The sequence below is a fragment of the Vibrio celticus genome (genome assembly GCF_024347335.1).
Lineage (GTDB): Bacteria > Pseudomonadota > Gammaproteobacteria > Enterobacterales > Vibrionaceae > Vibrio > Vibrio celticus.
Genome location: NZ_AP025464.1, coordinates 651,958 through 665,454, shown reverse-complemented (window position 1 = coordinate 665,454; position 13,497 = coordinate 651,958). Strand labels below are relative to the sequence as shown.

Here is a 13,497-nt window from a genome sequence, read left to right as displayed (position 1 = left end):
TAACAAAGTGCTAACAAATGTATAAAAACAATTCTACACTCTCAACTGTTCAAAGATTTTCGGAGTAACGCATGAACCCTTCTATTTCTTCACATGCTGACAAGGCGCTACTCTCTGAAAGAATCAATAAATTAGCGCATGCTCTCTCTGATGGTGTCTACGAAAGAGAAGACACGATTAAACTTTGTTTACTGGCTGCTTTGGCTGGTGAAAGTGTGTTTCTATTAGGCCCTCCGGGCATCGCAAAAAGCCTTATCGCTAAACGTCTCATTCAGGCTTTTGACAACAGTAGTTACTTCGAATATTTGATGACTCGTTTCTCTACTCCCGAGGAAGTGTTCGGCCCACTAAGTATCCAAGAATTAAAAGACAACGGTCGTTACGTAAGACTGACCGAGGGTTACCTACCAACCGCACAAGTCGTCTTCCTCGATGAGATCTGGAAAGCCGGCCCTGCAATCCTAAACACACTACTTACTGTCGTTAACGAAAAGACTTTCAAAAACGGCAGCGATATTGAACGTGTACCGATGCGTCTACTCGTGTCGGCATCCAACGAACTTCCAGATGAAGACAGCGGCTTGGAAGCACTTTATGACCGTATGTTGGTACGTGTGTTCGTAAACCGTATTCAAAACAAACAAAACTTCAAATCGATGCTGACAACGGGTACTTCTCAAGAAGCGGTAATTCCAAAAGGTTTGGCGATTACGGATATTGAATACCATCAATGGCAGAAAGAGCTCGATAAGCTGGAACTGACTGATAATTCGTTTGATAAGTTGTTTGAACTAAAAACCATGCTTGAAGAGACGGTTAAGAAGCAAGGCTCTGCCTCAGAGTCAGAATTGTATGTATCAGACAGACGCTGGAAGAAGGCCGTTAAACTATTGAAAGCGAGTGCGTTCTTCAGTGGTCGTGATAGCGTGAACCCGCTAGATATCATGCTTCTGCAAGATTGTTTGTGGCATAGCCCAGAATCACGTGATGTGGTTCGTAGCGTGGTGAAAGACTTTGCATTGAACCGAGCGTTTGATCAACAAGAGTCGAAAGCTCAAATTGAAATGGCTCGTGAAGAGTTAGAAGAGATTCAAGACGATGTTGAATCAACGTTGTCGGTGTCGCTTTCTATGGAGTCAACCAGTGGCTTGTTGCGTAAAGATGTTTACCAGAATGACATCAAGAACGCGAAAATGTACAGCGTGGGCAGTGCTTACAATCTAGTGAAACTGGTTATGCTGCAAAGCAACATGTCGGTTTCTGAATCTGAGAAAGGCGATAGCCGTTGGGTATACGTAGCCAAAGACGATTTTGATCGTGTTCTTAAAGAAGGCCACGGGGATATTTACGGTTACGTAAACGAAAACAAAAACCTGTGCCGTTTAAAACTCGACTTGGATGCATCAAACCAATTAGTGATTAAAGACATCGCCAATCGCTCTGTATTGGTGAGTGTGGTTACTACTGACGGTTTAGACCAAGAACTGTACAACAAGTGGTTGAGTGGCGCTGAGAAAGCCTTAGAACAGTTAACTGAAGCTGAATTCAAGTTAAAACGCGTTCGTACTGAATTCCATGATGCGCTGCCTCATAACTATATTGATCCTGATTTACCAAAGGCAATGGAAGCAAGTTTGCAGGCGGTAACGCAAGATCTTGAAACCACGAAAGTGAAGAGTGCCAAGATCGCTCAGCGTATTAAGTTTATGAGCCAGTACTTCGAGTAAGAGGAGAGCATATGTTAGGAGCAGACGGCTTAAACCTCGCTTTGATGGTAGCTGACTCAGGAATCATTGATACCGCGATGAATGATCTCATCGCTCGTTCTCAAGTCATGATGGCTGCTGAGAACAAAGGTGTGAAAACCTCAGTGAAAAACCACTTAGTTAAATGGCGCGGTAAAGTTAAAAAACGCGTTACTAAGGTGTGTGAAACTGATCGATTCCAAGAGGAAATCGCCCTTTATCAAGAAGTAATTTACTGGGATGAACCTCAGTTCTTTGATGAGATTGACAGCGTTATCAAAAAGCTGGAGTGGCATTCCGCGTTTTATCTACAAGCTCGACGCCTTATGGAGAACAACAAGGGCGTTTATAACGCGATGTTTCCACACTACTTTTGCGACCAATGGTACCAATCACTTTCTGATGCGATTAAGCAAGCTCAAGTAACCGAACTTGAAACAAGCAAAGAAAAAGTCTTAGCCGATCTTTATCAGCGCATGGAAACCATGAAAAACATGGACAAAGTGACTGAGTCGGGTGATGAAGGCAGTGTAGGTCGCTTGTGGGACATGGCTTCTGCCAAATTAAGCAAAACAGACCTTACCATCATGAAGCGTCATGCTGAGTTCTTGAATAAGCACAAGGGCTTGCAAGAGATCGCTGAAAAGCTAGGCCGTATGGCTGGTGAGGAAGATGATCCTTCGCTACACAAAGCCCCTGTAGAAGAATTGCAGATGGTTGAAGAGAAAAGCGATGAAGCGGTTGATGATATTGTAGGAATTCATGAAAGTGATGACCTGAACAAAATGCTGCCAAACGAAACCATGTTCCTAGCTTATCCTGAACTTGAGGTTATCTTTTACAAGCACTTGGCCGACAAGCGTTTACTGAGCTATCGTTCGCAAGGTAAATCACGCACGTTACGCAAAGTGAAAGCGCAAAAACCAGATAGCAAGAACATCGATATTGAAAAGGGTCCGTTTATCGTCTGTGTGGACGCTTCGGGCTCTATGAGTGGTTTCCCTGAGCAGTCCGCTAAAGCAATGGCTTATGCTTTGATGCAAATCGCTCTTGCGGAAGAGAGAGACTGTTACGTGATTCTGTTCTCTTCTGAGCAGATTACCTATGAGTTAACAAGGCAAGATGGCCTACGTGAAGCGAGCGACTTCTTAAGTTACTCATTCCACGGCGGTACGGATTTGGAACCTGTTCTCATGAAGTCGATTGACCTGATGACTGGTGATAAATACAAGAATGCCGATTTAATCGTACTTTCTGACTTTATTGCACCGAAACAATCAGACGAAATGATTGCTCAGGTTGAAAAGTTGAGAGAACACAAAAACCGTTTCCATGCGGTTAGTCTTTCTAAGTATGGTAACCCTCAACTTATGACTATGTTTGACCACTGCTGGGCGTATCATCCGAGTCTTGTCGGTCGTTTCATGAAGAAGTGGTAGCGCTAGAACATCTTGTTTAACTCGATTTTGCTGTGTGTTTTTTGATTAAAGAGATCGAACATGCAGCAATTTGATTTAAATGTCAGCAAACGGAATTTAAATTCACTTTTTTGTTTGACTATCTCTCCTCAATCCGTAAAGTAGGCACCCGAACACAGCGGTGCGGCTTACTTAAGCCCCTAACGTGTTGAATTAAAAAGGCGCCTTGGCAGAGTGGCTATGCAGCGGATTGCAAATCCGTGGACCTCGGTTCGACTCCGGGAGGCGCCTCCATTCTTTTTCTTAGCTTGATAAGTTAAGATATATTAAGAATGAAAATGCGATACTAGCTCAGTTGGTAGAGTGCAACCTTGCCAAGGTTGAGGTCATCGGTTCGAACCCGATGTATCGCTCCAAATTTTGTAATGTTGATTCATTTCGACATTAAGATGGTGTTTTACTTTTCAGTAATCGGCATCGCAATAAAGAATTGCGTGCCCTGGTGGTGGAATTGGTAGACACAAGGGATTTAAAATCCCTCGACGTTCGCGTTGTGCCGGTTCAAGTCCGGCCCGGGGCACCATCTATTTGATTATTACCTCGCTTGGTATTAATCAAAAGAGTTGTTCTCTTAAAACACTATTGAAGGCGCCTTGGCAGAGTGGCTATGCAGCGGATTGCAAATCCGTGGACCTCGGTTCGACTCCGGGAGGCGCCTCCATCATTCAGAAAAAAAACCAGTCCTAGTGACTGGTTTTTTCGTTTCTGGCCCCGCTAAAAGCTTCCTACGTACCCATTTTAATGCTTATCAAAGAAATCTTTGTTACGGATATACTTGCTCATTAAGTGGTAAGATAAAGGTCTTATCAACCAACTAAAGATAGAGCGACCAAGGCGGATTAAGGTTGGGGTGTTCTCGTAGATACGCCCGTTATAAAGCCAAAGTACTTTACCTACATGCCAATAGAGTAAGGGTACCGGTGGCATGAAGGTCACGATGTCGATATCACAGCAAATTCGGTAGGTCTTCTTACTCATGCGATAGTGCTTTCGAAAGCTCCAATCACCAATGGCGGGTTGGCCAAAAGTCACTATTCGCTTAATACAGCCAGGGTACTTTTGATCAAAGTAATCAGCGAAGACACAACCGATAGCGCCACCGGAAGAGTGGCCAGTAATAGACACTCTTTTGCCTTGTTCGATGAGAGGAGTGAGCGTGGCTTCCAAGCGTTCAATAACGGTCAAGCCAAGCTTATCTTCATTCCGACTTGGCTGGCTCTCTTGAAACATCAGATGGTAGAAGCCCGCATGCACACGATAATTGAGCCCAATCCTCTTGCAGCTTCTTGTCCATAGAGCAAAGGTCAGTAGCCAATCTGAGATACTGTGCGATCCTTTGATAACCACAACTACTTCATCTTTGTCGCTACTCCACAACACTCGAATCATGGTTTTACCAAACTGGTTCTTGATGATGCGTTGTCCATTAGGGTCAAAACCATAGCGAGTTTGTTTAAAAACTCTGGGGTAGGCGAGGTTACAAAGAACGGCATAGCGCTCATATTGATATCGTTTTAGTGGTTTCACATGTTTACTTCTTAATAAGAGTTACTTAAAACTCTAGTCGTTGAATGTGAAATGCACATGAAAACGCCATTTGCTTGGATTAAAACAATAAAATCACCGTATGGAATTGGTATTTGAATCAAGGGTTGTCAGTGAGTTGTCCGTTTAAATTAGAAATCCAAGTATAAGAACCGTACAAGCTGCACTAAATTTATTCTTTTGAGTTCGATAATTAATCACTTGAATTAAAAGATAAAATTTACTGTTGACGAATTTTTTCTATCCGTTAAAGTACACCTCGTTCTCACGGCTTAGGTCGCAGAGAGATGGTGTTTTACTCTTCGGTAATCAGCATCGCATGATTGCGTTGCCCTGGTGGTGGAATTGGTAGACACAAGGGATTTAAAATCCCTCGGCGTTCGCGCTGTGCCGGTTCAAGTCCGGCCCGGGGCACCATCTATCTAGTTTCTACTTTGAGTAGAGTGTTGAACAAAGAGTAGTCCTCTTAAAACACTTCAATATATTTTTATGTTGATAAAGGCGCCTTGGCAGAGTGGCTATGCAGCGGATTGCAAATCCGTGGACCTCGGTTCGACTCCGGGAGGCGCCTCCATTCTCTTTCTCTTACGTTTTGATAAGGTAAGAAATTAGTAGAATGAAAATGCGATACTAGCTCAGTTGGTAGAGCGCAACCTTGCCAAGGTTGAGGTCATCGGTTCGAACCCGATGTATCGCTCCAAATTTTGTAATGTTGATTCATTTTGACATAAAGATGGTGTTTTACTTTTCAGTAATCGGCATCGCAATAAAGAATTGCGTGCCCTGGTGGTGGAATTGGTAGACACAAGGGATTTAAAATCCCTCGGCGTTCGCGCTGTGCCGGTTCAAGTCCGGAATTATCAAGCCAGCTTAATGCTGGTTTTTTTGTACCTAAAATTCAGATAAACCTCTCCTCAGAATCCTTTCTCCTGTCTATCTCCTGTTCCCTGTGCAGATTTCCTGTGCGAGTTAAGTGCCAAGGATCTCCTGTGCTGATGTGTTGTGCGGAAATCTCTTGCTAGCATACTTAAGGTTGAATTTCTGTGCGTCTCTTGTCTTAGTCCTGTAGACAGGGACGCAATAAAGTGGACGCGAACCCTAATAAAAATCTTACTAAAGGGTTAGTGTCCGGTTAGCCCTGCTATGAGCTCGATTTTACGTCTCCATTGGTTATCAATAGCAAGTATTTTTTATTAGTAAAATGACTGTTAAAAACATGGTATTGAAAGAGTGGATACTATTTTAGAAACACATTGTTTTATTGTAATTTAATTGACTATATACTGATGGTGATTTAGGCAGTTAAAGAGTTAATTGGATGAGTTTTCGAGTAGTTAGTTTCTCTTATGAAAGTGATAGTTTTAAAACACCTTTAGTAGAGTTGGCAAGGAATGATAGTGCTCAAGATGAAAATTATTTCACGGTAGTTATTGGTAACAATGGTGCTGGTAAAAGTCGATTTGTAAGTAATCTTGTTGATGCGTTTCGTGACGTTAATGAAAAAAAAAGGCGGGACCTTACAGAATATCGCTTGGATTACGTAAGAGATGGTTATTTGTATGAAATAGAAAGAAAGTTTGTTGAAAGTAAAAATGGTCGTAGATACAAAACGGAACTATCTGTAAACCGAGAGCCGTGTTCACCCAACCGCGTTATCACTATAACAACAAGCCTGTCTGACAAATTTCCGAGGGATGGTTACCATCAACTTAGACCAACCGAGTTACAAGAAAATGGAGACGACTACTACCTTTACTTAGGTCCCAGAGCCATTAATGGCATGTCCACTAGAATATTAATGGATAAGGCTATATCGGCTTTAGTGGTAAATGTTGGTTACCAAGAACATAGTGAAAGTTACAGGTATATTTTTGACTATCTAAATTACGAACCAGTAGTAAAGCTCAGTTACGAAGTTCGCATCCCAAGAAATTTATCTGGTGATTTAATTGAGATTACAGGTAAAGACTTTAAAGAATTTCTTCATGACTATTCATCGAGTCGAGGAGGTTTTCGAAAGGATTCTATTGAGAGAAGTTTAAACCGTTACTCTGATAGCCACTGGGATGAGCTTGCGAAAGTTTATCAATATATCAAAATATCGTCCCACAAAGACAGGCACAAGAATAAATTTTCATTGCTTGTTAACTTCTCTGAAAGAAATGAAGTAAGAGATACACAAGGTTCAGATGAGTTAAACCTTGATCTTTACTTGAAGTTAGAAGAATTAAGAAAATATGATTTAGTTAGAGGTCCAACAACTAAACTTTATAAAAAAGATGGTGGTGAGTTTGACTTTAACGATGCTAGTTCCGGAGAGGCCAGTATTCTATCTACTCTGATTGCGCTGACGCCAAATGTGGAAAATGATTCCCTAATAGTAATTGACGAACCTGAAATTAGCCTTCATCCATCTTGGCAGTATAGATACATTGAGCTGATTGATAAAATACTGTCTAGAAAACGAGGATGCCATGTTGTGATTGCAACGCATTCTCATTTTGTAATATCAGACCTACCTATGGGTAGATCGAGTGTGGTTCACTTTAAAGCGAACAATGGTAAAAGTGTAGAATGTGATTACATTGAAAGTGAGACTCATGGATTATCAGCGGAAGATATTTTACTAAATATATTTGATATGCCTTCTACCAGAAATTATTACTTGTCAAATGAGGTCTCTGAAGCGTTGGAAATAGTTGCAGAAGGAGGTCGAGATAGTGAAAGGTTTAAGTTCCTTGTTAGCAAGTTTAAAAGATATATTTTGCATGTAAAAGATGTTGATCCACTCAAAGATGTACTAGTTACACTGATTTCTTTAGAGAGGTAGTCAATGTATAGCAAGATTTCTACCCCTTATAAGTTTACAAATGATGAAAAAAAAATTATACAAGGTAATTTTACATCACATGATGATTGGACTAAGTCCGTATTTGATGGGATTAAAGGGAATATAATTGATTATCTAAGAATAAAGCAGGAGAATAAATGTTGCTATTGTCGTTGGGAGTTAGGGTTTGATATAAAAGAAGTAGATATCGAACATATAATACCTAAATCAGAGTATAGTCAGTTTACTTTTCATGCAAGAAATCTTGCTTTATCTTGTCCAGGTTGCAATACCTCAAAAGGTAAAAAGAAGGTTCTATTTAAAAGCATTACCTATTACCCTAGAACTGGGAGTAATATAAAGATAATTCATCCACATTTTGATAACTATTACAAAAGTGTCGAAATTCATGATGGGGCTGTATATGAAGGGCTTGATGATAAAGGTTGTGAGACCATCAAGAAATGTAAATTATATAGATTAAAAAAGGTTTTAAAGAAAAAACAGGAAATAGCAACTAAAGATACCCGAATAAAACAGTTGGTTGAGGAATTAAGAACAGCATCTCAAGAAGATCGTGTTGAACTAGCTGCGGCTATAAATGAATTGATTGGAGGTGCGTAGTTCTATTTTCTTACTTGTATAAGTATTGATGATCTATCCGGATTAAAAATAAGTGTAGATTTATATTAATAAAGCAGTCTCTAATGTAATGAGGTTGCTCAATGGAGAAACGCTTTAAATTTACTACTAATAAGATCGCGAGTTTACCGCCTAATGATCCTAATTCTCGATCCACTGAAGCAGAGTATTCCTGCTCCGAATTATCGGGCTTCAAGGTTCTGGTTGGTAAGAATGGGCGAAAGAAGTGGCTGGTTCGATATACCTTGAATGGTAGAAAAGGCTCTTTATCTCTTGGGACGTTTCCTGAAGTTTCGTTGGCGGATGCAAGGAAGCAAGCACAACGTACTAAGCTAATGGTTGCTGAAGGAGTAGATCCAAAAAACTCAACTGTCAAACCAGACATACCTACTGTATCCGAATACTTCAACAATCACTTCATTAAAATTTCTAAGTCACGCAAGAAAAGTTGGCGACATGATATAGCAAGATTTAACCACTGTGTTGAAATTTGGGATATCAGTTATGACCAGCTTAGAGTCTCACACATACAGTCCATGGTCGCAGGATTGATAGACAAGGTTCATTTACGTGGTAAGAAGCTAAGTCGTTCAACAATTAACCGTGTGTTATGTTTGCTCAAGCTAATGGGCCGCATGATAGAAGAAGAGTACTCCATTCCCAACGTTGCGGCTCGTGTTAAGTTGTTTCCAGAAACGTAAGCGTCTAATTAAGCAGTGAGGCCTTATTCAACCTCATCTATTTCTAAGTTCCAAGGCATAAGATCGTTCAGATCGTCTTGAAGGGATCGCGTTGGTAGCACTTTGAACAAGTGTGCGAAGTAGTAATACGGGTTGATATTATTCGCCCGACACGTCATCACTAAGCTATACAAGTTGGCACTTGCTGTAGCGCCCTCAACCGAGGTTGAGAACATCCAGTTTTTCCGGCCCGTTGTAAACGGGCGGATGTCTCGCTCAGTCACATTATTATCAATGCTGATGTCGCCATCTTCTAGATAGGTGAGCAACTTAGGCCATTGATTGACCGTGTAATTGATGGCGCCACCGAGCTGACTTTTCGGTAGCACTTTTTCCTGGCTTTCCAGCAACCACTCGTGGAACTTGTCTAAGATAGGTTTTGATTTTGTTGGCGTAACTGCTGCCTTTCGATAGCACTTAAGCCTTTAGCTTCTTGCTCAATGCCATAAAGCTTGGCGATAAAGTTAATTGCCTTTCAATACGGCCTGATTTCTTCTTCGGTTGGGCTTTTGTGCATCAGTAAATTTGCGCCTGACATGCGCTAAGCAACCGGCTTGGCTGACATTGTCGAGACCGTTATAAGCTTGATAACCGTCGGTAAGCAGGTAACCGGAATAATCACCTAAGAAGTCTTTGACGCATTGTCCCGCTCGACTTGGTTGATAGTCGTAAATCACCACAGGCTGTTTGACGAACTCGCCGCTACGATAGACCCACATGTAAGATTTGCTCTGAGCACTTCGGTCTTGCTCTCGCAGTACTTGAACGGTGGTTTCATCGGCGCAGATTAGCTTCTCATTCAGTAAATGGGCTTTCATCGCTTCAACGATGACATTCACCTTATTACCCAGTTGCACACACCAGTTGGCAAGCGTCCCACGGCTTAAGTCAATATCAGAACGTTTTAAAATCTCAACCTGACGATACAGCGGCAGCGCATCAACATACTTCGCTGTCACGACTGCGGCGAAAGCTTCAGGGCTACCCATGCTTTCGGGAGCATATTGGCTGGTCGAGGCGCTGTGATAATTTTGCTGCTGGTTTGTGTCTTTTCACACTGACGGCAAGCGTACTTGGTACGCTCATGGCGCACGACGCTGACTTTCTGAGGGATGATTTTAGCTCTTCCGAGACTTCGGTACCGCATTCATGCAGCGGTTCATTACAGCATTCACAGTAAGGGGCATTGAGTGTGCTGATGTACTTCACGCTCTAACTCTGCAGGGAGCACTTTCGGCCCTTCTTATGATGCTTGGGAGCTGGTTTGGTAATGCATTCTGCTGCTCGGCTTCGTTGAAAGTGCCTTTGGGCTCTTTTTCGCTTTTGGCCGAGAAGCGTTTGATTTACTCAAGTTAAGCTGCTCAAGGAGCAACTGCATTTTGTTTTCTAACTCAACGACTTCCTCAGCTTGAGTGTCGACCGTCTTTTTGAGTGCACTGTTCTCTTCCTGTAGCTTAAGCAGCATCGCTTTGAGTTGTTCTACATCATCAGGAAGTTCGGTCATGGTTAGGGCTCGTTATCTATCATTTCCACTTAGTCTGACAGCGAAAAAGGATCGTTCAAGCCCAATATGATGATCAGTATTCTAGCTCACACTTCTCGACCATAAAGGGCTGATGAGCCTTAGGGTTTTCAAGATTCAGCCCAGATAATAGCCAGTTAAGTTGTTGAGTTGAGATATGGATATGACCCGCTGCTGTAGGTCTGGGCCATTTAAAGCGGCCTTTCTCTAATCGGCGATAGTAGAGCCAAAATCCGTTGGTGTCCCAAAGAGAATTTTGATTTTATCTCGGCCACGATTGCAAAGATGAACCACGCGCTGCTTAATGGATCCATTTCTAACACGTCTGCGACAATGAGAGACAGACCATCAATCGACTTTCTCATGTCGGTAATACCGAGACGAGATAAACGGCACCACTTGGGATCATTGCAGCGCCTTAAGCCAAGTTTGAATTTGTGTCAGTGATAACGAGGTCGGCAGCTCTGCTTTAAGTCCATTCGGTAGATGAACAACAACCGTCTCTGCACTTAATGATGGACGATCATTCATTACCACTTGGTGGGCGATTTGTTCATCATCAGTTTGTTTGAGTTTCTTCAACCAATAATGAAAAGTGGCGTAATTGATGTCGTGCTCTTTGCAAAACTGCGGAACAGAAAGTCCGCTTTCTTGCTGGTTAGAGACAATGGTCGTCCAATGTTGGTGTTTTTCAGATTGAGTCATAGTTCCTCCGTTAGGTTGGAAAAACTATGACAAAGGCTGGTTGGAATTAGAACGTGTGGTTAATTAGACGCTTACCCAGAAACAGGAGCTAGGGAGCGATGGCTATCGCCTCAGGAGATAAAACGGATTTTCGAAGAGCTAAGAAAACCGGATTATTGTCCTATTCGTAGCCGGTTTATTATTCTGCTTTTCATGCTGGGATGCAGAGAACGCAGTCTCAGGGCTGCTCGTTGGCCAAATATTGACCTTGAAAATGGTGTGATGCGTATACCAAGGGAAGACTCAAAGAATGGATTTCAACACCAGATCCAGCTTACACCCCAGGCGATTCAAGAGTTTCGGTTTTTGCTAAGGCTCAAGAAGAAGGGGAACCCATATGTATTTCCAGGGCAAAAAGAAAAGTCACACATAAGCCAACCTCGACATTTATTCAACAAGATCAAAAAAGAATTGATGCTTAAAGAACCCGAACAGATCGTTTTTCATACGGCGCGTCACTCTTATGCATCATCACTTATATCTGCAGGCGTTGATGTTGGTGTGCTAAAGCAACTTCTCGGCCATAAGTCCATTAGTAGCACAATGCGTTATGCGAGAGCTGGGAATGAGTCTCTTCGTCAATCTTCGCAAGTTCTAATCCAATTAATCGACGAAGCCTAATCGCTTCAATATTAAATCAACATATCAAGCCCGAACTCAACGAATGAGTTCGGGCTTTCTCATATATGGAGTTTAGAAAATGAAAATAATTACACAATTTAATGAGCTTGATTCATTGCCTCTACCAGAAGTGACGATAGCAGCTTTACGACACCACATGACTGAACCATTCGAATTTGATGATGTAATTACTACCGAATTCTGGCAAGAAGTCAGCACTAGCCTGATATTAATCGAAGAGTCAGATACGGATGAAACCATTAGTCAGCAACCGGAGAGTGTTCAGCACCTTATTCGTTTTGTACAAAACTACCCCGAAACAGTTTACCTAATTAACAGTATTGACACGGGTTTTATAATTGCCCTTGCAATCATCACATCAGCAGGGGGCGGCGTTTATTTAGTTAGTCCAATATCAAATACGTCTCACCCTGTACGGATTTTGTTACCGCACGCAGAATCGTTATAACTCAAGCCAAACAATAAGGATAAGTATTTATGTCCCGCAAAATCGCCAGCAATAAAAATAAAGCCGATAGTGAAATCGAAGTTATGGAAGAAAGTTTACAGACAGGAGCGGAACCGGAGAAAGTACAAGAGACACAAGACCAAGATAATCAGGAAGCAATAGAGTGTGAGAATACTTCCATTCTGTTATCTGGGAAAGCAAAAAAGCTTAGTCCAAAGAGCGAAAGTTGCATTTATTTCGACTTGGTCAAAATGAGAGGAGATGAAGAACTGTATCTAAAGCTAACGGGTAATGACAGTGGGGGATTATTCACCAAAGAGCTTATTCCAATGAAAAAACTGATAAATATTCTTAAGGAGTACAAAGATAAATCATTTAAAAGTACAGTGTTAAAACCAGCAATAATCGGCGGAAGTGCGAATAATCCATCATTTATAGCTAGTACGCTAAGATCTGATGCGATGGGACTAATAAAGGCTGCGCCAAATAGTTTGTTTCTTCACGTTCTGTCGCCAGATTTTGATGTACGTTGTGATGAACTGATCGCATTAGTTGACGCTGACGGAACCCCTAAAACCACTGCATAAAACCCCCCTTTCATACTGCGCACAAACCAAGAGTGCAGTACACGTAAAATCAAAGAGCAATTATTATGAAACTGACCTATGGCGAAAAGCTAGGGATACCTGTGTCTGACGCTTTTAAACAACTAATCAATGATGAAGTCGGTGAACATCAAATTAGCGATGATGTTACCGCAATTACGCTTAATTACAGTGATAGTTTATATTCCACTGAAGATGGAGGATTCCACCCAATCGAGTTACGTTTCGAAAAGAAAGGTGACTGCTGGTATCTGTCTTACCTGACGGACTTTTCCTATGCTGGCCTTTACTCCGAACTTGAGAAAGAAGTTGATTTCGATGTGATTCACGGTGTTGCCTTTATACGGTTCATGGGGGAAGTGCCACTAAGCAGGCCAGATGTTCAAGACTTCTTTAACACCTACCAGGCTAACTTTATCAGTTATGTAGAAATGGAAGCTTACGATGACGTTAAGCTAACTGTTGACTGGAACCAAGTACCAGACCGGGACAAGAAATGAACAGGAGAAATTTTCACGTTGTTCTGGTCTGTGAATTGGACAAGCCATCATACCAG

General features: G+C 41.8%; 14 protein-coding genes, 8 tRNA genes and 3 pseudogenes. 17 read left to right on the top strand and 8 right to left on the bottom strand.

Going from position 1 to position 13,497, the window contains the following annotated elements:
• Positions 1-71 precede the first annotated feature (71 nt).
• The 6 genes from OCV19_RS19035 to OCV19_RS19010 all read left to right on the top strand — a co-directional run bounded on the left by OCV19_RS19035 (position 72) and on the right by OCV19_RS19010 (position 3,884).
• Positions 72-1,727 (top strand): ATPase RavA domain-containing protein, encoded by a 1,656-nt coding sequence (locus tag OCV19_RS19035; RefSeq protein WP_065677668.1) that lies wholly within the window; start codon positions 72-74, stop codon positions 1,725-1,727.
• 11 nt (positions 1,728-1,738) lie between these two features.
• Positions 1,739-3,184, top strand: a complete 1,446-nt coding sequence (gene viaA, locus OCV19_RS19030; RefSeq protein ID WP_065677667.1) for an ATPase RavA stimulator ViaA — start codon at positions 1,739-1,741, stop codon at positions 3,182-3,184.
• A gap of 199 nt (positions 3,185-3,383) precedes the next feature.
• A tRNA-Cys gene (locus OCV19_RS19025) sits at positions 3,384-3,457 on the top strand.
• Between the two features lie 46 nt (positions 3,458-3,503).
• Positions 3,504-3,579: transfer RNA gene (locus tag OCV19_RS19020), tRNA-Gly, on the top strand.
• Positions 3,580-3,659: 80 nt separating this feature from the next.
• Positions 3,660-3,746, top strand: a tRNA-Leu gene (locus OCV19_RS19015).
• Between the two features lie 64 nt (positions 3,747-3,810).
• Positions 3,811-3,884 (top strand) — tRNA-Cys (locus tag OCV19_RS19010).
• Between the two features lie 77 nt (positions 3,885-3,961).
• On the opposite strand, the gene OCV19_RS19005 is transcribed toward OCV19_RS19010, so the two are convergent.
• Positions 3,962-4,750, bottom strand: coding sequence for a lipase family protein (locus OCV19_RS19005; RefSeq protein WP_065677666.1), 789 nt, complete (start codon positions 4,748-4,750; stop codon positions 3,962-3,964).
• A gap of 348 nt (positions 4,751-5,098) precedes the next feature.
• On the opposite strand from OCV19_RS19005, the gene OCV19_RS19000 reads away from it, so the two are divergent.
• The 7 genes from OCV19_RS19000 to OCV19_RS18970 all read left to right on the top strand — a co-directional run bounded on the left by OCV19_RS19000 (position 5,099) and on the right by OCV19_RS18970 (position 8,941).
• Positions 5,099-5,185 (top strand) — tRNA-Leu (locus OCV19_RS19000).
• Positions 5,186-5,268: 83 nt separating this feature from the next.
• A tRNA-Cys gene (locus OCV19_RS18995) sits at positions 5,269-5,342 on the top strand.
• Positions 5,343-5,392: 50 nt separating this feature from the next.
• Positions 5,393-5,468: transfer RNA gene (locus OCV19_RS18990), tRNA-Gly, on the top strand.
• 84 nt (positions 5,469-5,552) lie between these two features.
• Positions 5,553-5,632 (top strand) — tRNA-Leu (locus OCV19_RS18985).
• Between the two features lie 454 nt (positions 5,633-6,086).
• Complete coding sequence (locus OCV19_RS18980; protein ID WP_065677665.1) at positions 6,087-7,598, top strand: ATP-binding protein; 1,512 nt, start codon at positions 6,087-6,089, stop codon at positions 7,596-7,598.
• A 3-nt stretch (positions 7,599-7,601) separates the two neighbouring features.
• Positions 7,602-8,222 carry an HNH endonuclease gene (locus OCV19_RS18975; RefSeq protein ID WP_065677664.1) on the top strand — a complete coding sequence of 207 codons (621 nt, stop codon included), beginning with the start codon at positions 7,602-7,604 and terminating at the stop codon, positions 8,220-8,222.
• 101 nt (positions 8,223-8,323) lie between these two features.
• On the top strand, positions 8,324-8,941 hold the full coding sequence (locus OCV19_RS18970) for an Arm DNA-binding domain-containing protein (RefSeq protein ID WP_240508238.1): 618 nt from the start codon (positions 8,324-8,326) through the stop codon (positions 8,939-8,941).
• Positions 8,942-8,964: 23 nt separating this feature from the next.
• Here OCV19_RS18970 and OCV19_RS18965 read toward each other — a convergent pair whose 3' ends face one another.
• The 7 genes and pseudogenes from OCV19_RS18965 to tnpA all read right to left on the bottom strand — a co-directional run bounded on the left by OCV19_RS18965 (position 8,965) and on the right by tnpA (position 11,207).
• A complete protein-coding gene (locus OCV19_RS18965) occupies positions 8,965-9,099 on the bottom strand; it encodes a transposase domain-containing protein (RefSeq protein WP_261875739.1) in 135 nt (44 codons plus the stop codon).
• 87 nt (positions 9,100-9,186) lie between these two features.
• Positions 9,187-9,969: pseudogene (tnpC, locus tag OCV19_RS18960) on the bottom strand (IS66 family transposase); the annotation flags it as partial.
• Positions 9,936-10,127, bottom strand: a complete 192-nt coding sequence (locus OCV19_RS18955; protein ID WP_261875733.1) for an IS66 family transposase zinc-finger binding domain-containing protein — start codon at positions 10,125-10,127, stop codon at positions 9,936-9,938. The pseudogene tnpC and the gene OCV19_RS18955, both read right to left, overlap by 34 nt.
• 96 nt (positions 10,128-10,223) lie before the next feature.
• Entirely contained in the window at positions 10,224-10,484 is a 261-nt protein-coding gene (locus OCV19_RS18950; protein ID WP_261875732.1) for a hypothetical protein, read from the bottom strand.
• A 73-nt stretch (positions 10,485-10,557) separates the two neighbouring features.
• Positions 10,558-10,740: pseudogene (gene tnpB / locus OCV19_RS25045) on the bottom strand (IS66 family insertion sequence element accessory protein TnpB); the annotation flags it as partial.
• On the bottom strand, positions 10,694-10,867 hold the full coding sequence (gene tnpB, locus OCV19_RS25040) for an IS66 family insertion sequence element accessory protein TnpB (RefSeq protein WP_390904197.1): 174 nt from the start codon (positions 10,865-10,867) through the stop codon (positions 10,694-10,696). The pseudogene tnpB (OCV19_RS25045) and the gene tnpB (OCV19_RS25040), both read right to left, overlap by 47 nt.
• 40 nt (positions 10,868-10,907) lie before the next feature.
• A complete protein-coding gene (gene tnpA, locus OCV19_RS18945) occupies positions 10,908-11,207 on the bottom strand; it encodes an IS66 family insertion sequence element accessory protein TnpA (RefSeq protein ID WP_065677713.1) in 300 nt (99 codons plus the stop codon).
• Between the two features lie 111 nt (positions 11,208-11,318).
• Between tnpA and OCV19_RS18940 the strand changes: the two are divergent.
• The 4 genes and pseudogenes from OCV19_RS18940 to OCV19_RS18925 form a co-directional block, all read left to right on the top strand.
• Positions 11,319-11,867 (top strand): annotated as a pseudogene (locus OCV19_RS18940) (tyrosine-type recombinase/integrase); the annotation flags it as partial.
• Between the two features lie 79 nt (positions 11,868-11,946).
• Positions 11,947-12,336 (top strand): hypothetical protein, encoded by a 390-nt coding sequence (locus OCV19_RS18935; RefSeq protein ID WP_065677649.1) that lies wholly within the window; start codon positions 11,947-11,949, stop codon positions 12,334-12,336.
• 29 nt (positions 12,337-12,365) lie between these two features.
• Positions 12,366-12,923: a hypothetical protein gene (locus OCV19_RS18930; protein WP_065677650.1), complete on the top strand. Its 558-nt coding sequence runs from the start codon at positions 12,366-12,368 to the stop codon at positions 12,921-12,923.
• Between the two features lie 65 nt (positions 12,924-12,988).
• Complete coding sequence (locus OCV19_RS18925) at positions 12,989-13,441, top strand: DUF2787 family protein (RefSeq protein WP_065677651.1); 453 nt, start codon at positions 12,989-12,991, stop codon at positions 13,439-13,441.
• Positions 13,442-13,497 lie beyond the last annotated feature (56 nt).